General features: G+C 55.0%; 12 protein-coding genes and 2 pseudogenes. 7 read left to right on the top strand and 7 right to left on the bottom strand.

The genetic code is table 11. The features are described 5' to 3' along the window. The first annotated feature begins 86 nt into the window (after positions 1-86). Entirely contained in the window at positions 87-1,001 is a 915-nt protein-coding gene (locus Har1131_RS20500) for a hypothetical protein (protein WP_151148381.1), read from the top strand. Between the two features lie 92 nt (positions 1,002-1,093). Here Har1131_RS20500 and Har1131_RS20495 read toward each other — a convergent pair whose 3' ends face one another. The 5 genes from Har1131_RS20495 to Har1131_RS20475 form a co-directional block, all read right to left on the bottom strand. Further along, positions 1,094-2,116: a site-specific integrase gene (locus Har1131_RS20495; RefSeq protein WP_151148379.1), complete on the bottom strand. Its 1,023-nt coding sequence runs from the start codon at positions 2,114-2,116 to the stop codon at positions 1,094-1,096. 355 nt (positions 2,117-2,471) lie between these two features. Further along, entirely contained in the window at positions 2,472-4,148 is a 1,677-nt protein-coding gene (locus Har1131_RS20490; protein WP_151104231.1) for a transposase, read from the bottom strand. A gap of 165 nt (positions 4,149-4,313) precedes the next feature. Beyond that, entirely contained in the window at positions 4,314-5,045 is a 732-nt protein-coding gene (locus tag Har1131_RS20485) for a hypothetical protein (protein ID WP_050038481.1), read from the bottom strand. 170 nt (positions 5,046-5,215) lie between these two features. Beyond that, complete coding sequence (locus Har1131_RS20480) at positions 5,216-5,869, bottom strand: TrkA family potassium uptake protein (RefSeq protein WP_014030786.1); 654 nt, start codon at positions 5,867-5,869, stop codon at positions 5,216-5,218. A 2-nt stretch (positions 5,870-5,871) separates the two neighbouring features. Continuing rightward, on the bottom strand, positions 5,872-7,326 hold the full coding sequence (locus Har1131_RS20475) for an APC family permease (RefSeq protein ID WP_050038480.1): 1,455 nt from the start codon (positions 7,324-7,326) through the stop codon (positions 5,872-5,874). Positions 7,327-7,537: 211 nt separating this feature from the next. Between Har1131_RS20475 and Har1131_RS20470 the strand changes: the two are divergent. The 3 genes and pseudogenes from Har1131_RS20470 to Har1131_RS20460 all read left to right on the top strand — a co-directional run bounded on the left by Har1131_RS20470 (position 7,538) and on the right by Har1131_RS20460 (position 10,978). Next, positions 7,538-8,185: pseudogene (locus Har1131_RS20470) on the top strand (potassium channel family protein). A gap of 389 nt (positions 8,186-8,574) precedes the next feature. Continuing rightward, positions 8,575-10,254 carry a TrkA family potassium uptake protein gene (locus Har1131_RS20465; protein ID WP_151148378.1) on the top strand — a complete coding sequence of 560 codons (1,680 nt, stop codon included), beginning with the start codon at positions 8,575-8,577 and terminating at the stop codon, positions 10,252-10,254. 172 nt (positions 10,255-10,426) lie between these two features. After that, entirely contained in the window at positions 10,427-10,978 is a 552-nt protein-coding gene (locus Har1131_RS20460) for a diadenylate cyclase (RefSeq protein WP_014030783.1), read from the top strand. Positions 10,979-11,146: 168 nt separating this feature from the next. Here the strand turns inward: Har1131_RS20460 and Har1131_RS20455 are convergent. Together Har1131_RS20455 and trkA are read right to left on the bottom strand one after the other, a co-directional pair. Beyond that, a pseudogene (locus Har1131_RS20455) lies at positions 11,147-11,737 on the bottom strand (cation:proton antiporter); the annotation flags it as partial. Positions 11,738-12,352: 615 nt separating this feature from the next. After that, positions 12,353-13,711 carry a Trk system potassium transporter TrkA gene (trkA, locus tag Har1131_RS20450; RefSeq protein WP_255356074.1) on the bottom strand — a complete coding sequence of 453 codons (1,359 nt, stop codon included), beginning with the start codon at positions 13,709-13,711 and terminating at the stop codon, positions 12,353-12,355. A 163-nt stretch (positions 13,712-13,874) separates the two neighbouring features. Between trkA and Har1131_RS20445 the strand changes: the two genes are divergently transcribed. From Har1131_RS20445 to Har1131_RS20435, 3 genes are all read left to right on the top strand, one after another. Further along, positions 13,875-15,407 carry a TrkH family potassium uptake protein gene (locus tag Har1131_RS20445; RefSeq protein ID WP_050038476.1) on the top strand — a complete coding sequence of 511 codons (1,533 nt, stop codon included), beginning with the start codon at positions 13,875-13,877 and terminating at the stop codon, positions 15,405-15,407. Positions 15,408-16,245: 838 nt separating this feature from the next. Beyond that, on the top strand, positions 16,246-16,677 hold the full coding sequence (locus Har1131_RS20440; RefSeq protein ID WP_050038474.1) for a universal stress protein: 432 nt from the start codon (positions 16,246-16,248) through the stop codon (positions 16,675-16,677). Beyond that, positions 16,674-18,911 (top strand): amino acid permease, encoded by a 2,238-nt coding sequence (locus tag Har1131_RS20435; RefSeq protein ID WP_050038473.1) that lies wholly within the window; start codon positions 16,674-16,676, stop codon positions 18,909-18,911. The genes Har1131_RS20440 and Har1131_RS20435 overlap by 4 nt, the downstream gene beginning before the upstream one ends. Positions 18,912-19,201: the final 290 nt, after the last annotated feature.

The raw sequence follows: 19,201 nt of genomic DNA, 5'->3' as shown, positions 1-19,201 counted from the left end.
TTCAAAGATTACTTCCGGTTTATTTAATACTGTGGATGTCGGGTTCGATAATATCGATGCAACTCGCTCGTCTCATGAGGGTAGTATTGGTTAGCGCTGCGCTGATTGGGAGTACTGCTGTCGTTTCTGGTGCCGGCGGGACAGAGGTTCGACTTTCGCCGGCTGCAGAGAGCGTTGATTCGGGCGCAACCGTCGAGTACGAGCTGGTGGTGGCCGAGGCCAGCGGTGGTGTCGGTACGTTCAACGCGACAGTGTCGCTCAACGACAGCAGCGTCGCGACCATCGAGAGCGTCAGGTATGCCGACAGCCCAGCGTACGCCAAGCAGCCCGACGGCGGGGCGTCAGTGCAGTTGGCGGCGACGGGAATGAACACGCTCCAGAGCGGCCCAGTGGAACTCGCGACTGTCACTGTCCAAGCCGAGAATTCCGGAACTGTCGGGCTCTCCGTGAGTGTCGCGGCGCTGGGTGACGAGAACGGCAGTGCCTACTCGGTCACCGGAACAGAAGGGCGCGTCCTCACCGTCGAAGGCCAAACCGACGATGCGAATGGGTCGACACCAACGCCGACGGAAACAGCCACACCAACACCAACGGACACGTCAACGCCTACGCCGACTGCAACAGAAACTCCTACCGAGGAAGACTCGTCGAGTTCCGGCGGTAGTAACAGTGATGATGGTGATGACAATGACGATGATACCGATTCCGGCAGCGGTGACTCCAGTGACACAGTAACAGCGACGGACACACCGACAGGAACGGAAACAACGCCGAGTGACACCCCAACAACAACGGCCACGGAAACTGAACACTCGACCGAGACAGACACCAAGCAATCAACCTCAACCCAGACCAGCAGTGGTGGGCCAGCAATCACACCGTCTCAGACCGCGGCCACAGACACTGTCGAGCCGTCTGGCGGCTCACCCACGCATCTGCTTATTGTCGGGAGCATGATCGTCGCTGTTCTCGGTGGGATCATCATCTATCGTCGGTTGTAGAAGCGAGTCCAAGACACACGACACGTTCTCACCTCGCTGACCGGCTCAATTGGGGGTCGTCTGTCGCTTCCTTGTGAAGAGTTGTCGGCAACCTACTCACCGCCGATGATATCGTTCGCTTCGTCACGCGTGCGTTTTGCGGCCTCCTGAGCGTAGCCTTCGTGGGTTGTCTCGATAGACTTGTGCCGGAGTACGTCCTGTGCCAGCTGTGGATTCTCGCGATAAATCTCCCGCCCGAGGCCACGACGGGCGCCGTGTGGCTTTAGTGGTTCCTCAAACTCATAGTCGGCCCACTCACAGAGATCGGCGAGGATATTTCGAGCCGACTGTGTGGTGATCGACGGTGTCGGGTCAAGTGCTTTCGCAGCGTTGTCGAGTCTGGGGAAGACGGCCTCATTCTCGTCGGGCTCTCGGAGTTGCTTCCAGCGCCGGAGCGGGCGAAGCGCGTCGTCAAGGATCGGCGCAGATTCTCGGGTTCGGTTCTTGCCGAACACCTGCATTGTACCGGCTTCGAGGTTGACGTGTCGCCACCGCAGACCATTCCGTTCTTCATCATCAGAGACAGCAACCAGTTCCGCGCTGCGGGCTCCTGAGTACGCGAGCAAGAAGACGAGTGCTTGGTCGCGGTAGGCCGCCGTGCGGTCGATATCGTCGCTCTCGCCGGCCTTGTCGACGCGAGCCGTCGCGGTAGCGCAGATAGCGTCGCGGTCCCGGGCGGTCCAGTACTGCTGGTCTGTTTCGGTCTCATCGGTCGGGAGCGGACCTTCGGCGTGGTTGGTCTTGGCCGGGTTCGTCGGGATCAAGCCCTCATAGACACCCCACGTGAGAAACGAGCGGACATACGCGAAGTACCGACGAGCAGTCTCCGGTGAAATATCGTCTCGGTCATCAGCTCGAGCAAGGTCACGAGCGTATTGCCGACAGAGGTCGTCGTCGATGTCCTCGGGACTGGAGATATTGTGCTGGTCCCGGGACCAAGCTGCGAACTTCCGTAGCACGCTGGCGACGTTTGTTCGGTAGCGCCCGGAGTCGATATCGACCAGTCGTTTCTCGATGGCTGCTTCGAGGGCATCATCCCCGGGAGTAGCGTCGTATGCAGGCGGAAGCCGATCCATGCTTCCCGTACAGCGGCGGCCCGCCTAAAACTGGTGGTGCTTATTACTATAATACAAACCTATCTACAAAACCAGAATATCAACGTTTCAGGCACTCTGTGTGAGAATATTCGGGCTTTCTGTGTCTGATAAAGTCTATGTAGCTATATCAATCTCGCTCAATCTGGAAGTTGAGACTACAGCGGGTTTAGCGGGGCTGTGATGCGTGGTTTCAGCCGAATCAATGAACAGAATCTGCTTCAGATCCCTCTCCAAACGGACATTCTTGTTGAGATGGAAACTAATTCAAGCGATTTCCGATACTCGGGATAGTGTAGCCACTCAGACGCCTCGCTAACCCAGACTGAGTGTCTTTCTACCCGATTCCGGTTTCCTTCTTTAGCAGCGTCAGCGTATTGTCGGCTGTCACAATTGGCGAGTGTTCGTATTCACCGGTCACTTCGACCTGTACGAGTAGATCCACCGCACGCCAAATCGAGTACAGCAGACACGCGAACGCGAAATAGAAGAACCGTAACCCGAAATCCTTTGACGTGGTGGCAGCCATGAACCGCTTGATCGACCTGTAGCCACTCTCGATCTCCCACCGATACCCGTATTCAGTGAGGAAGCTACTACCGCGATTGGACATGAACACCGAGTACTGCCGGTGATCATCATATTTAGAGTCCTCCTTCCGTCGGTAGATCAGCGTTGTCTCGTGCCACTCGTTCTTCCCGAGATGGAGCTTGCGGTCGGTCTCGTATCGGTCTTGACCCCGCTGGAGCAATCGCTTGGCTTGGGCTTTCTCGCTCGTCTGCATCCGTTTCGGGACGACATACGACAGTCCACGCTGGCTAAGCATCTCTAGAATGTGCTGGCTGTCGAACTCCCGATCCATCAACACGTTATCGACGTGGACCAGTTCCTCGGCAGAGTTGAGCAAGTCTTCGACGATTTCCTTACGAGCCTCATCCTTCCGAACTGGTCTCGCATCCAGTACGATTGGGACAGCGTTCCCGACCAGCTGGACTGTCGCCCACTGATAGGCGTACTCATGGGTCTTTTCTTCTGTCCCAATAATCTCGTCTTCATGCCCGGTTCTGTCGCCTGTGAACGGGTCTGCTTCAGTAATATCGATAGCGACGATCCCTGCTCGGAAGAACTCCCCCGTCTCCGCTGCTTCTTCCAACAATCGATTCACAGCCTTCCGGTACATCTCTCGGACCTGTTCAATCGAGAGGTCACGAATCTGATCGCGATGGCCGTGTCCCAATGGCGTCCTATCCCGAGTCGATTCATAGACGAAACTGCGAGCACCTTCGTTAGCAGCCAGCCCCTCACGAAGTCCGAGATACGTTTGTAAGTCCCAATACGCGTTCTCGTGGATCTCACAGCCATCGCCACGATTCAGTGAGAATGCCGGGAAAACGACGTGACTGATGTGGTCCGTAATTGATTCCGCTTCGTCGAGGAGAGCTTTGTTATCTGGGTCTGATTCCTCTTGTTCATCACCGGAAAATGGAAGCTGACGTTCTGGCTCGCGTGGGACAGCAACGTCCGCGTCCTGAGCTTTGATGAGAATCGTCCGAGCGGCTGCCTCGACTGTTTCACGAAGTTCGGCGGTGAACCGATTATGCCAGCTGCGCCACAGCGTCGACTGATCCGGAACTGTTTCCATCCCCAGTTGTTCACGGAGTTCAGGGTGGTGGGTGAGGCACGTAACGAGTGCTGTCTCATGCGTCCAGCCGTGAATTTCTTTGAACAAGAACACGCGAAACAGGTTCGATATCTCATATTCGGTTGCTCCAGAATATCGGTCGTGTGGTCGAAACTGGAAATACGCTACTGGGTAGTGAGACACGAACTCGTCAACGGAGTGGTGTGCCTGGTGGTCGAACCATATGGAGGCAACGGTCCAGATGTCTTCTTTGAGACCAGCAAGGGAACTCCGGTCGTAGAGTGGCGTTGAATCATATGCTGGCCACTCAGCGTATGATTGAGATGCGATTCGTCGAAAGACACTACGTCGAGAGCTACAACTTACAACCACTACAAGTCCGTTTACTGCTTAGCGCGTATGATAGACTTACCAGTGACATAGTACAATTTCGTTCGATGCCTTCAGGTAACTGCTTGACGTCTTTTTAACAGCGCCAGGGTTTGCCAGGTTGACACACAAATTCGGTCCGCAGTGAGGATGCCCCATCAGAGGAATTCAGACACCCGAGCGGATTGTGAGTTGAGGTTTGGCTGTTTGTTCAGCAAGCGTTTTTTGAACAGACCCAAAGACTCGCTCTCGCACTGACGGTTCGGTCTCGCCGAGGACAACAAAGTCAAAGTCAGAAACACGCGAGAGGACTACATCAAGCCGTTTATCTTTCGTCGATTGTTCCCACTTGATTCGGTCGGGGTCGATACCGAGTTCCGCAAGTCGATCTGCGAGGCCGCGGAGCATATACTCTGTTGCATCATACAGACGTTCATTGTCGTTCGTCGCGGCGTGAAAGAGAAGGAGTTCCACATCACTATCGGCAAACAGGGCTCCAAGGGTAGTGACAATCCGATTGAGATCGGCATTCGGTTTCACCAGAACAAGTCCACGTCTCGTCTCCGACGGCGACGATGTTGTCCCCGGAAGGAGGATTGATTCACACTCGTACTTGTTCGCGGCCCCATCGATTGATTGGTCCTTATCATTTGTAAATACCAATCGAGTCTGCACCGTGGCACCCTCATCGGTAAAACGGAGTGCCACTGTCTCAAGTCGCTCCTGAGCTTCCTCTTCGAACTGATTACGGACTTGGCTGGGGGCCGATTGGTCCGGAATTGGCCAGTATCCCAGAAGGATAACCTCTGATGATTGCACTATCTGAGTGTCCATCTCAGACCGAGATGTTGAATCGGACACATCAATCGGAATCAAGACCCTGTTGAGCGATTCCGGCATAACGTACGAAGATACGCTCCCCAGCGCTTATTTGTGTTTTCCCTGTCACCTCAGTGAGTCCAGTGGCTACATCACGTGGGTAGTTGTGCAACAGGACAGGCCCGACCACGGTTCACAGGCAGTCGAGACGGATGCCACGAGGCTTGACTCCGAGGTGATTGATTAGCCGCCTAGCCGCGCATCAAATTCATGACCTCATCGACCACGTCAGGTTCGACAGCGACGACGTAGCTGCTCCCTGGTGTCAGGGTCGTGTCGGCACGAGCGATTTGCTCACCGTTCGCGTCGGACACGACGAGGGTTCCCTCGGGAAAGCGTACGTCCGAGAGCGCTTTCCCAGCGGCCGGAGCGCCGTCAGCAACGCGAATAAGCATGATATCGAGGGAGCCCGTGACGTCGGCAAGTGTTTGGACATCGCTACCCAAGATTTCGTTGGCCGCCACTCTCGAGCCGGCCCGTTCGGGAAAGACCACCGCGTCGACGAATCGGGTGTAGGCCTCACCGCCTGTGCGGTCAATACGCGCGACCGTCCGGATGTCGGGTGTCAACTCTGCGGCAGCTAAACAGACCGCGAGATTTAATCCTGTTTCACCCGTAAGCGCGGCAATTACGTCCGCTCGCTCAAGGCCTGCCTGTTCGATGATATCCGGATTTGTCGCGTCACCCTGGATAACAGTCGCTATCCATTTATCGGCGATATCCGAGACAATCCGGTCATCGCGTTCGATAATCGTCACGTCGTGACCGCGGTCAGCGAGTATCTCGGCTGTCTGGAAACCGACGCGTCCACCGCCAGCGATGATAATGTCGAGGTCACTAGTCATGGTTAGTCTTCAGCTTCAGGTGTTATTTCAGTGGCGGCAGCCGCCTGTTCGCGGTCCGATTGCCCTTTGACCCGTTTAAGCGCGAAATACACGAGGGCTCCGAGCAGAATCCACGCCATGCTGAGTGCCAACGCCAATGGATCTGTTCGGAGCAGGTACTCCACGAGCACCCCTGTTAGAAGCAGATTGAGCGCGATACCAATCAGTGGTGGTGCCGGGTAGAACGGCATCTCGTACGGCCGGTTCATGTTCGGGCGCTCCCTGCGGAGTCTGATGACGGCGACGTTGACGATAATGAACGACAGCAGGAAAAACAGGCTCGACATGTTGCCAGCACTTTGTGTCGGCAGTGCCACTGACCCGAGCATCACGACTGCGCTGGCGAGGATTGCGACGAACGGCGTCCCGTAGCGGTGGTGAATCTGGCCGATCGACGGGAGCAACTGTCCTTCACGTCCCATCGAGAACGCCACGCGTGACGACGCGATGACGACTGCGTTGAGGGCGGTGAGTGTCGAGAACACGGCCCCGAAAACAATGAGTGCACCACCGTTCTGGATAATCGGTAACCCGGTCGGCATGAACGATGTTGCTGCCGTTGCGATGCCGGCTTCGCCAGCGTCGGCGAGTCCCTCAGCCCCGAGCGTCCCGATGGCGACTGTCACAACGGCCAGATAGACGACAACCGTAACGGCGAGACTGATGAATATCGCCTTGGGGATGTTTTCACGCGGGTTCTGTACCTCCTCGGTGACGGTGGTGATGAGGTCGTATCCCTCGAAGGCGATGAAGGTTAGCCCCATCGCCGGCAGAACCGCGGCCGCCCCGCTGCTCTGTGGAAACAGCGGCTGGAATTCGGCCCCAGAGAACATCGGAGATGTGAGTCCGAACGCGACGAACACCACCAGAATGGAGACTTTGATGATGGTGAAAATCGTCTCGACACTGCCGCTGGCGGCCGTCGAGACGGCGTTGAGCGCCACCAAACCGAGTACCGCCACGAACGCCAGCAGGAAGGCCAGCGGGAGCGCCGCGTCGATGACTGGAACCGCGACAGCCCCCACTTGATCCGGTGGCGGGACCACACCGTAGACGTGCAGCAATTCGAGAAAGTTCGGTGCAAAACCCAGCGCATACAGCGCCCCCGCAATCATGTAGGCAAACCAGAGCATCCAGCCCATGATGAACGAGGCAAAGTCATCGAATATCTCTCGCACGAAGGCGTATCCACCGCCACTTTTCGGAATCGAGGCGGCAAGTTCCGCATATGAGAGTCCTGTGAACGCTGTGACGACGCCGTTCAACGCGAAGACCAGAATCGCTGCCGGACCCGCGATTTCGGCGGCCAACCCTGTCAACACGAAGATACCGGCCCCGATCATCGCTCCCATCCCAATCATCGTCGCGTCAAGTAACCCGAGTTCAGCCTCAGGTGATCGAGTCTGGCTCTTACTCATTGCGTCCTGTTTTTATTCGGCGTGCCATCAATCGTACGCTGTATGCACTTTGTTCAGACCATTTGAGTACCGGGGAGAGTTCTTCCATTGGAAGAACGGTGAGTGGATTTTTTAAAAGCTTATTATAGCTGTTCCCCGGTACAATAGTGGTATTCTCGACCCATTAGAACTGCCGGGGCATTGAAGATGACGCGTTTTAAACAATACTGCAATGACCCGAACAAAGCGATTCGTCATCGCCGGTGGCGGCCGTGTCGGGAAACAGGCCGCCGACAATCTCGCGGATCAGGGTCATGACGTACTGCTAATCGAATCCGACGAGGAGCGTGTTGAGACATTGTCCGGTGAGTACATCGGCCCCGTTATCCACGGCGAGCCACAGCCCGTCAATTCTTGAACAGGCCGACATAGCCGATGCGGACGCCATCGCCGCACTCACTGACCAACCGGGCACGAACCTCGCAATCTGTATGGAGGCCCAGCAGTACGCCCCGTCGATTCGGACCATCGCGAGAGCGGAGACGGGGACGGAGCAGGAGTACGACGAGGTGGTGGATGCGACGCTGCTACCCGAGTATCTTGGTGGCGACTATGCGGCAGATATACTGACCGGCGAGGATATCCGCATCCTCGTCTATCCGACCGCTGAGCTCGACATCCTCGAAGTGAGTGTCGCCCCATCGGCCCCCGTTGCGGGGTGCCGTCTCGATGAAATCGCTCTTCCGTCCGGAAGCCTGCTGATCTCGACGGCGGACCGGACCTCGCAGGAGCTGATACGGTGCTGGAACCTGATGAGCGCTATATTCTCGCTGTCGAAACCGACGTGGTCGATGCAGTGCTGAATCTCATGCGTGGCTAGCATTATAGAGATTAAGACAGAGTACAACCACGAGTGATTGGAATTCTATATATAACCGATAGGCGACCTCTGAGCGGTTCAGCCATCGCACAGCTTTCGACCAGGCTAGCGGAATATTTCTTCAGAGAACAGGTCGTATCGTAACCCAGCAAATATTCTACCTGCGGTACAAAAAGTACCGGCATGAACCCAGGGGTGGACGTCACAAGTCGGTTTCAGGGTCGAGGTACCTGAGATCCTCACGAGCCTATTAACGATTGTTTGGGAGTGGCCAGTGGCCCTGCCACGAGGACTCACATCCGCCATTGAGTATACCCAAGACTATATAAGTTGAAATAGTATCAGGAACTCTTTTCAAATCATAATAACTATACTGGTAGCACCCACCGATGGTTGACCCTCTGAAACGACTGACTAATATCCAGCTTTCTCGGCGAGACCGCCTCGTCACCTATTACCTCACCGGGCTCGCTGCATTGATTGTTGTCTATACGGTCACGTATAATTTCGCGCTGGCACAATTAGAGGGGGTCAACCAATCGATATTCGCGTCATTCGAATTTATCGTCCAGACAATGACGACGACTGGATACGGCCAAGATTCGGGTATCTGGAGCCATCCATTGATGTTCTTGTTCGTTGCAGCGACACAGATCTCCGGCATCGCGCTCGGGTTCTTTACACTCCGGCTCATCATTATCCCGCTGTTTACTGGTGCAGAGGTCAATCTTGACAATCGTCTCACCTCCAAGCAGGACCACGTCATTATTTGTGAATACCGTCGGGATTCGGCCGTACTACTCGACGAGCTAAGAGAGCTCGGCATCGAGTATGTCCTGATCTCCTCGTCCGAAGAGCACGCCAAGGAACTCGCTGACGACGGGTACTCCGTCATTGACGGCTCACCGCAGCATACGTCGGCGTTCGAACGAGCCAGCATCGATTCCGCACGGGCCGTCATTACAGATGCCGGTGATGCGAACGTCAACACTATTCTGACAGTGCGCTCGATCGACCCGGACATAGAAATCATCACCCTTACCGACGACAGCGATATGCGTGATATCCTGCTGGATACGGGCGCCGATACCGTGCTGTCACCACACGGCGTTCTCGGTCGCCGACTCGCCGAAAAGGCCATCTCTTCGTTCAGTTCGGACTTGACGGATACAATCGATATCGGCGGTGAGATAGAGGTCACAGAAGTCCCAGTCCAGCAGGGGAACCGACTCATCGGGACGCGAATCCGCGATTCGAAAATCAGGGAAGAGACCGGCGCAAATATCATCGGTGCGTGGATCGACGGGGAGCTACAACTCCCACCTCACCCGGATGCGATTATCCGCTCGAATACGGTATTGCTCGTCACGGGCGCCCACGATGCCCTAGAGGCGTTCAGTGACTTTACCCAGCCGGCCCGAACGCTCCGGAAACACGAGCGTATCATCGTTGCCGGACAGGGAGAAGTCGGCCAGGCTGCACGTGACGTTGTGTCCGAGAGAGGGCTTGACACCGTGACGATTGATATCGAAGACCGAGATGGCGTGGATGTCGTGGGTGATTCCGGATCTGACGAAATCTTGGCTGAAGCGGGTATCGAGAGTGCTGGTGCTATTATTATTGGTCTGCCGGATGACTCTGCGGCACTACTGACAACCGTGTTAGCTCGGTCGTTGAATCAGGATATCGAAATCCTCGTTCGGGTGAGTGACACCGATGCGACCCGGAAGGCACTCAGTGCTGGAGCGGACTACGTGCTGTCGGTTCCACGGGTGAGCGCTCGAATGGTCGCCAGGGAACTCCGCGGCGAGGATGTCCTTGCACCAGCGAGTCAGATTCGGCTACTCCGTGTTCCCGCCACACCGCTGGTTGGGTCGACACTCGCCAAGTCAGGCATCTACGAAAAAACGGGTTGTCGCGTCATCGCTATCGAGGACGAGTCTGGGTTCACCAGCGCGGTTGATCCACAACGGAAGTTCACTGGAACCGAGCACATTGTCCTCGTCGGCTCCGATGAGTCAGTCCAGCAGTTCAGAAAGCAGTTCGACGTCTCACCGATAAAGTCTTAGAGATAACAGCCTGGGGGGTATCTAACCCTGCTGTTCGATGGGTGTGGATCTCTCTGAGGCCGATGATTGCGCCACAGACCGACCCAATATCGAATCGATACCTGATCTGCTGTCAATCCGTAACCGACCGGTCTTATTACAGTAGACAAGTGAATGTAGGATACGGATTCTCATGACGGACCCGGATCCATTACGAGTCGAATACACGACAGTGAGAGAGCTGATTGATTTTCTCATGTATACGGTCGAGAGCATCAGCCTTGGCTTCGATCGGTGGGAGGAAGAGCACATCCGCGGCCCTGGATTGTATTTCGTTATCGTGACAGGGGTCCACTCCGGGGCATATGCTGACTCATTAGGCGAGAATATGTGGCCGACCGAAACCTGTCAGGTCGTGTCGGAAGATCTTGATAGACTCGTCGAGGCGGCACGCACGGTTGGGTTCACACGTGATGGTGCTGTTATCATCAGCACGGACGGCACCATCCAAGAGCAGATGGTCCGAATCAAAAGCCAAAGTGACGCCGACGAAGACACACCGCTTGATTATGCCGACTGGATGGGAACAAAGCATCTGAGCGCCATTGAGGTCTCGGTTCGTTCAGAGGTCGTTGCAGCTATCACACTCAGCGAAGAAGACGGACGGATGTCGCTTTTCCAAGATGGCAGTTACGAGGATTACAAGCGCCACGAATTAGGTGGTGTGTGGCGTCCATCAGACTAATCAAATCGTCTTTGTCCCCGCTCACAAGTCGATTCCAATTTCACTACCCCATAAAAAAGGCAGTTAGCTACCTCTACGACGGATACATATCGTCGGACGGTATATGGGAGACCAGAATTGCTTCGATCCCTCAGCGAGTATTTCCGTCGGTTGCGGTTGCTCGTGTGGAACCAGCAAAAGGAGGATGACACCCAGTGCGACTCCGATCGACTGGACAGCCGCCCCGATATCACCGCCCCCAAGCAGCAGTGCCGAGGCGATCATGAGGTACACCGCGATGACGAGGTCCTCGTAGACGAGCGTCCCCAGCATCGGTTCGGCCTCATCGTTGGCGATCCACCCGATGTCGATGAGGGATTTCGTAATGATGGCCGACGAGGAGATGTAGACGATTCCCGCCACCAGAAACGCCGGCAGGAACGCCCGAAAGAGGACGAACCCGAGCACCAGCCCGCCCCCGAAGTTGACGACGAGGTCGACCGTCCCGGCTTTGCCGATGCGGCTCCGGTTGGCGAGCAGGCGATTGAGGTTGAACTCAAGCCCAAGGAAGAACAGCAGGAACACGATACCGAGTTTTGCTCCCAATTCGACGAACTCGGTCGCGTCAAGCGCGTAAGGACCGAGTCGCCTGGCAACATTTGGACCGAGAAGGATGCCAGCGCCGATATAGAACAGGACGACCGACTGCCGGAGCTGGCTGGCGATGCTACCGACGAGTGCAACCGCGGCAAATAACACTCCGAGTTCGAAAAGCGCCACTTCACTGACCACACCACATCACCTCCAGTTCGTTCGCCATGGAGTCACTCTGAGTTAGCGGCGTCGTTGGAGAGGAACGAATCGAACTTCTGCAGATCCTCTTGGGTGCCTAATAAAAACGAGCGAGTATCCAGTGAAAATCAGACTATTCGCTCCATCGGTGTCGTCAAATCGACCCCTGTCGATGGCACTAAAAACTAGGAGAACGGTAGTGGGCAATCATTATTTTTGACTTATTTGCTTTCCACAGTTTGGACAATACCTGACAGAGGACAACACAGGATGGAGAAATTTCACTTCGAATTCGTAGTCACAGTGTGGACAGGTATTATCGGGCGGTTCACGCATCCAAATTCGGAGATTGGGCTCTGGTTCCTTCTTTTGAATCCTCCCAGCCATGGTGAGACTTCGAAGGATCGACCACATGTTACCGAGAGATGTACCGATGCGGTCTGCCAACTCTCGGGTAGTATAGGGTACGAACGGTTCCATTTCCTCGTAGACCGTTTCATCTGAGATCTGTCCAGAATCGTGGTTGTCCGATGGGGGATCAGTGGGCATTTGATAGCAGTACACTCCGGACCGTTGTAAACGCCTATATTCACAGTGACTCCCTCAGATGGCGTTCATGACTTCTGAGAGGATATGGGTACTAACAAAGAGCACGACGTGGTCGCCAGGCTTGATAATGGTCTCACCCCGAGGGACAATGAACTCACGGCCACGGGTGACTGCGCCAATCACAACTTCGGATGGAAGGTCAGTGATGCTTTCGTTGATCGGACGGTCCGCGAGAACACTCTCCTCAGTGACTTCGATCTCGATAACCTCTGCTTGACGATTCTCAACTAAAGAGAGATTCTCGATCTGTCCTTCTTGAGTGAAGCGGATAATTTCCTCGGCAGTAACTTCCCGCGGGTTGACTGCGACGTCAACGCCCACCGCCTCAAACAACGGGGCGTACTCCCCGTCTTCAACGATTGCAACCGTCCGCTGGACGCCAACATCCTTGGCCAGCAAGGAAACGAGAAGGTTCTTTTCGTCGCTATCTGTCGCTGTGATGAGTGTCCCCACCTGGCCGATATTTTCACTGCGGAGGAACTCCGTATCAGTTGCATCGTTATTCAGCACTAGGGTGTGTTGTAGCGTCTCGGCCAGTTCCTGTGCTCGGTGTGCATCTTGTTCGATCAGGCGCGGCTCGATATCTTGGCCTTCGAGTCGTCGTGCCGTATGATATCCGATATCGCTGCCGCCAACAATGACGATATCGTTACTCTTGTCTGGGACAGTAGCAGGGGTAACTGTTCTCGAAAATGCCCGAATGCTTGCTGCCTCACCAATGATAATCACTCTATCTCCGGCTTCAATGAGGGAGTCTCCATCCGGGATAATAATGTCTTCATCTCGGGCAATCGCAGCAAATGTCAGTGCCTCGAACTGGTCCGCCTCCGCAACAGTTTGGCCGACAAGTTCGTTTTCTTCCATAAGCTCAAATTCAGCCATCTGGACAAGGCCGCCAGAGTACGTCTCAACATCAACTGCTGCTGGGAGTCCGACGATGCGAGCAATGTTATCAGCTGTCAGGAGATTCGTTGAGACCATGAAGTCCACGCCGAATGCCCCCTCAGACAGTTCCCACGTATTAAAGAAGATCTCGTTACGGACTCTGGCAATCGTAAAGGCGTCGCTGACGGTCTTTGCTGTCCCACAAGTGACTAGGTTCGTCTCATCATCGTCTGTGCTGGCGATGAGCATATCGGCCTCCGCAATGCTAGCTTCCTGTAGTGTCTCAAGGGAGGTCCCATCTCCCTCAATCGCCAGCACATCTATTGAATAAGTGAGTTGTTCAACTTTTTCCGGGCTAGTATCGATAACGACGACATCGTGGTTCTCAGAAAGACTTGCTGCGATATTTAACCCCACCTGGCCAGCGCCGACAATCACTACTTGCATTGGCTTCCGGGAACCATTCATACTCTGATTAATAGACGACACCCACTAATGGTCGTTCTGCATATCCCAGTTTGATGACGTATACTATATGGGGCTCTCGGCAGCATCGGGAGACGTGAAGACTTTTTATACTCCTCTCAACATGGTGATGACGGGAAGTTAAACGGAGAAAGTTGATTCTACTATGAGAAGCTACGTCGACTGGCGATCTGGGTTCAGCTTCGTTGGGACAATCCTGCGGAAACTATCTATGGCCCCGCTTGTTCCGGCTCTGGTTGCAGTGTATTACGGTGAGAATATACTCCCGTTTATTGTCACCACAGTAGCTATGTTTGGAGCTGGTTTCGTACTCGAACAACTTCGTGATGACCGGGAACTCGGCAAGCGTGAGGCGTTCCTAATGGTGAGTGCTACATGGCTAATTGTTCCTATTTTTGGTGCCATTCCGTATCTTATCGCTGGTCAGGGGACAATCGCACAACCCGTGAATGCCCTGTTCGAAAGCATGAGCGGATTTACGACGACCGGGTCAACCGTTCTGGCAGAAATCTCTTTTGAACAGCACTCCCACTCGATTTTGTTATGGCGACAACTCACACAGTGGATTGGGGGAATGGGGATTATCGTTCTCATGGTCGCAATTCTCTCTGAACTGTCTGTCGCTGGAGCCCAAATCATCAACGAGGAAGCACCCGGTTTTTCACTTGAGAAGTTAACGCCACAGATTCAGGAAACTGCACGAGCACTGTGGAAGATCTATCTCGGATTCACTGTTGCTGCCGCTCTCGTTTATTATGGTTTGCACTTCGCCGGGGTCGCTCCAAACATGGGTGCTTACAATGCCGTTGCACACGCTCTTACGACAATGCCGACAGGTGGTTTTTCGCCCGAAGCACGGAGTGTCGAAGCCTTCGCTCCCATCGTCCAGTGGGCAGTGATGCCGTTCATGATCGTTGCCGGAACCAATTTCGCGTTATTGTGGTACCTCTTCAACGGTGAACCGAGACAACTAACGAAGAATCCAGAGTTCCGAACGTATCTCCTCGCTGTAGCTGCCATTGGCTCGCTCTTATCTGTCCTCTTAGTAACTGGATTAGGGATAGCGGAGATTCCGACCAATATCGGTCAGCTTTCCGGGGATCTGGAAAATTCGCTACGCCAGGGACTCTTTCAGACAATCGCGATCATCACGACCACGGGGTATGCCAGTATGGATTTCAATACATGGGGAGAGTCAGCTCAACTGGTTCTTCTGTTCGCCATGTTTCTCGGCGGGTCAGCTGGCTCAGCAGCGGGGTCTGTCAAAATCATTCGCTGGTATATTGTCTCCCGAGCGATGGGTCGACAGTTGTTCACGACAATACATCCGTCGGCTATTCGACCAATTCGTCTGAACGACGATACAGTCAACGAAGAGACTGTTCGAGACATATTTGTCTTTATATTCACATTCGTCTCGATATTCGTGTTTTCAACCGTGTTAATCTATTTAGACGCACTCCGTATCGGCCTCGATATCTCCGCACTCGAAGCAATCAGTGCCACGATTGCCACACTCGGGAACATCGGTCCGGGTGTGGGTATCGTCGGCCCAATGGACAACTTCCGGCCGTTCTCTGCGCCGGCCAAGCTCTATATGGTGGTTCTAATGTGGATCGGGAGACTTGAGATTATATCCGTGCTGGTAGTCTTCACGCCGAGCTTCTGGCAGCGATAGGAGTGAACCGCCTCGGGGTCAAGCTCCGAGGCACTCAGCCTGTCCCGCCTGTAGAGCACTCTGGATTACCGTATTACTCTCTTTGACTTCAAAATTCGCTGACCGATTTTCGAACGAGTATAGAAACTGTGCTCTCTGTAGATACATCCTATCTCCAGAAAGCGTCGTTGAGACAGAATCCGCTACCTATAGGCCCAGTATGAAACAAACGATAGGAAATGAGAGTTCAGATAAGGATCAAAAAAAATTGAATCGCCTGCGGGAGGGTAACTCGAAGTACTGCCCCGCTGCACCCGAGACTAATGAAACCAAACAGGATAGCAAGCTGTGATTTATCATCTTCTATCCCGACCAACATCTGGTACAAAACGAACGATCCGGAACTCTGTAGCATAAATAGTCCCATCAGTGCCCCACCACTTACAAAAAATGGGTCTGCTTCGAGTGAAAAGACTGGATACGATAGAGCAGGCCATCCGAGCAAAATTGCAGATATACCTGTAATGACGTAGAGAAAGAACGGGGCCAATACTACAAGAGTGGCACGGACCCCCATAGCTAAAGTGAATTTGAGAGACGCCTCCAGAAGGGTAGCTATCATGGCCATCCGTGATTGAGGCGAATCCAGCGTATCGGACACAGCTATCTCGTATCGGCGTTATGTGGGGAGAGCTTATCAAAATACTGTAACGACTGTATACCTATCGAAAAGCATCAAACTGATGAAATGTTTGCCTTGTAGTATTGAGTTGGCAGAGCCGCAATCCGTCATAGACTGGCCCCACACACTACGGAACTGGATACACACTCTTAACAGATAGTGGATGAACCTACCAGTATGAGCAGTGAGACCGACGACGAAGATATCCTTGCACACGTGCTTCTTCCCGTCGCTCACGAAGCCGACGCGTTAGCGACGGCAACCGCGCTTGAACCATACGGGCCAGCCAATGTGACCGCCCTTCACGTTGTAGAGAAAGGCGGTGGCGTCCCGGACAAGACACCAGTCGAACAGTCCGAGGACCTGGCAGCGGAATCGTACGCCGCTGTCCGGTCCGTGTTCCCTGACGCCGACGACCACACCGCCTACGGACGGGATGTCGCAGCGAAAATATTCGACGCAGCTGACGAGGTCGACGCCAGTGCCATTGCCTACCGTTCCCGCGGCGGGAATCGCCTCATGCAGTTTCTGTCCGGCGACATCTCGGTGAAACTGGTGACTCAAGCAAATCGCCCCGTCATCGCGCTCCCCCGAGAGGAAGAGACATGAGCGAGGAAGACCTCGCCAAGGACCTCGGACCACTCGCGGCACTGACCATCGGTGTTGGAACGATGATCGGTGCAGGCATCTTCGTTCTGCCGGGCGAGGCTATCCTCAAGGCTGGGTCGCTGGCGTCTGTGGCGTTCGTTTTGGGTGGCATCATCGCCATGTTCACGGCACTGTCTGCCAGCGAACTCGGCACTGCGATGCCCCGATCAGGTGGGGCCTACTACTACGTCAATCACGCGCTGGGGCCGATGTTCGGGTCGGTCGCTGGCTGGGCCAACTGGCTCGGACTGGCCTTCGCCAGTGCCTTCTACATGGTCGGGTTCGGCCGGTACATTGCCCGCATCTTCGGTCTCTCCGGTAGTGTCGGTGTCGGTCCGATATCGATCACCGTAGTGAAGATAATCGCGCTCGTCGGTGGCGCCTTCTTCGTCCTCATCAACTACGTCGGTGCGAAGGAGACCGGCCGGCTTCAGAACATCATCGTCGTCCTGCTGATTGGTATCCTCACGGTGTTTACGTTCCTCGGGACGCTCCGAGCCGAACCGTCGAACCTCCCGGCTGCTACTGATGTCGTCACCACCCTGGAAACCACGGGCCTCATTTTCGTCTCCTATCTCGGTTTCGTCCAGATTACGAGCGTCGCCGAGGAAATCAAAGACCCTGGTAAGAACCTCCCGCGAGCGGTCATCGGCAGCGTCGTCATCGTGACTGTCATCTATGCGCTTGTCTTGGTGATCATGAGCGCAGCCGTCCCACAGGGCTTCATCGCGGACATCATCAGCTCTGACGCCGAGAACCCCATCGCTGTCGTCGAGGTCGGGAGCTACATCCAGGGGGCCGCGATGGGTGGTGCACTCCTGTTCGGCGGCTTGCTCGCTACCGCTTCCAGTGCGAACGCCTCTATCCTCGCGTCCTCGCGTATCAACTTCGCCATGGGACGCGATCGGATCGTCACACCAGCTCTCAACGAGATACACCCGAAGTACGGAACGCCGTACAGAGCCATCGGTATCACTGGCGGTCTGATTCTCCTGTTTATCGTCATCGGGGACTTAACGCTGCTTTCGGGCGCTGCATCGGGACTCCATCTCATCATCTACGGGTTGCTGAACCTCGCACTCATGGTCATGCGGTACGTAAACCCCGAGGAGTACACGCCCGACTTCGTCGTCCCACTGTATCCCTTGATGCCGATTCTCGGTGTCGTGCTCTCCTTTGCGTTGCTGGTGTTTGTCGCCGGAGACGCCCTGTTGCTTTCGTTTGGTATCGCCGCCGCGGCGGTACTATGGTACGGACTCTATGCCCGCTCACGTACCGAAAAACAGGGGATCCTCTCGAAACACATCATTTCACGGTCCGAGAAGATGCCCGACGCGGCCGTCAACGCGGCGGCCGGCGTCCAACCCGATGGCGGACAGTACCGTGTGATGGTGCCCCTGGCCAATCCCGAACACGAGAAGGACCTCATCACACTCGCCAGCGCTGTCGCCAAACAGCGCGGCGGGAGTGTAATTGCCACCCACATCGTCACGGTGCCTGACCAGACGGCGCTCTCGGCCGCTGCCGAGCGGTCCGACGAGATAGACAAGAGCTCACAGCACCTGCTTGATAGCGCCCGTGAGGACGCTGAAACCTTCGGCGTCGATGTCGAGACACATACTATCCTTTCGCACAAATCCTACGAAGCCATCTTCGATGCCGCCCGCACACACACCGCCGACCTCGTCGTGATGGGATGGGGCCCGGACTCACACGGTTCACCAGGGCGGGCCGAATCGGCTATGGACGAACTCACCGAGGCGGTCCCCTGTGACTTCCTCGTCCTCCGTGACCGCGGGTTCAACCCCTCGCGTATCCTCCTTCCCACAGCTGGCGGCCCGGACTCTGAGCTGTCAGCCAACATTGCGAAGCTGCTCCAGTCCGAATACAACTCCGAGGTGACGCTGCTCAACGTCAACGACGACCGCGGGGCAGGCGAGCAGTTCCTCCAGGATTGGGCGGCCGACCAGGGATTAGAGGACGCCGGACTCCTCGTCAAATCCGGTGACGTCGAAACAGCTATTATGAATGCCGCTGATGACGCCACACTCCTGCTCCTTGGCGCGACTGAGGAAGGGTTACTTCGCCGACTCGTCTCCAGGTCGCTCGTGTTAGACGTTGTTGACGACGTGGAGTGTTCGGTACTGCTGGCGGAGAAACACCGTGACCGAGGCCTGATTGAGCGACTGTTCTGAATGGGGGACCTCCCCACATTATCCGTTCGGTTGTGCTAAAACTCGTTGAAATAGCGATTCGAAGACGTATGCATTGAGAGCGCCAGTCTCAACTAGCAGCCCCAAATTCTGACCTCTAAGAAACAATATATTAGCATAGATCGTGCAGGAGACCAAGATGGACGTCTGATGCGTGAGAATTTAGCCGTCTCAGCGGTTACAGTGGGCTGAGAATGAAGCAAGGTTGGTTCATGATAGGTTATATTTTAATACCTGCGAAGAAATAACAAATATGTGACTGATAGTTTTGA

Origin of the sequence: Haloarcula sp. CBA1131, assembly GCF_008728975.1 — an archaeon.
GTDB classification, from domain to species: Archaea; Halobacteriota; Halobacteria; order Halobacteriales; family Haloarculaceae; genus Haloarcula; species Haloarcula hispanica.
This window is presented reverse-complemented; position numbering and strand designations above follow the sequence as displayed.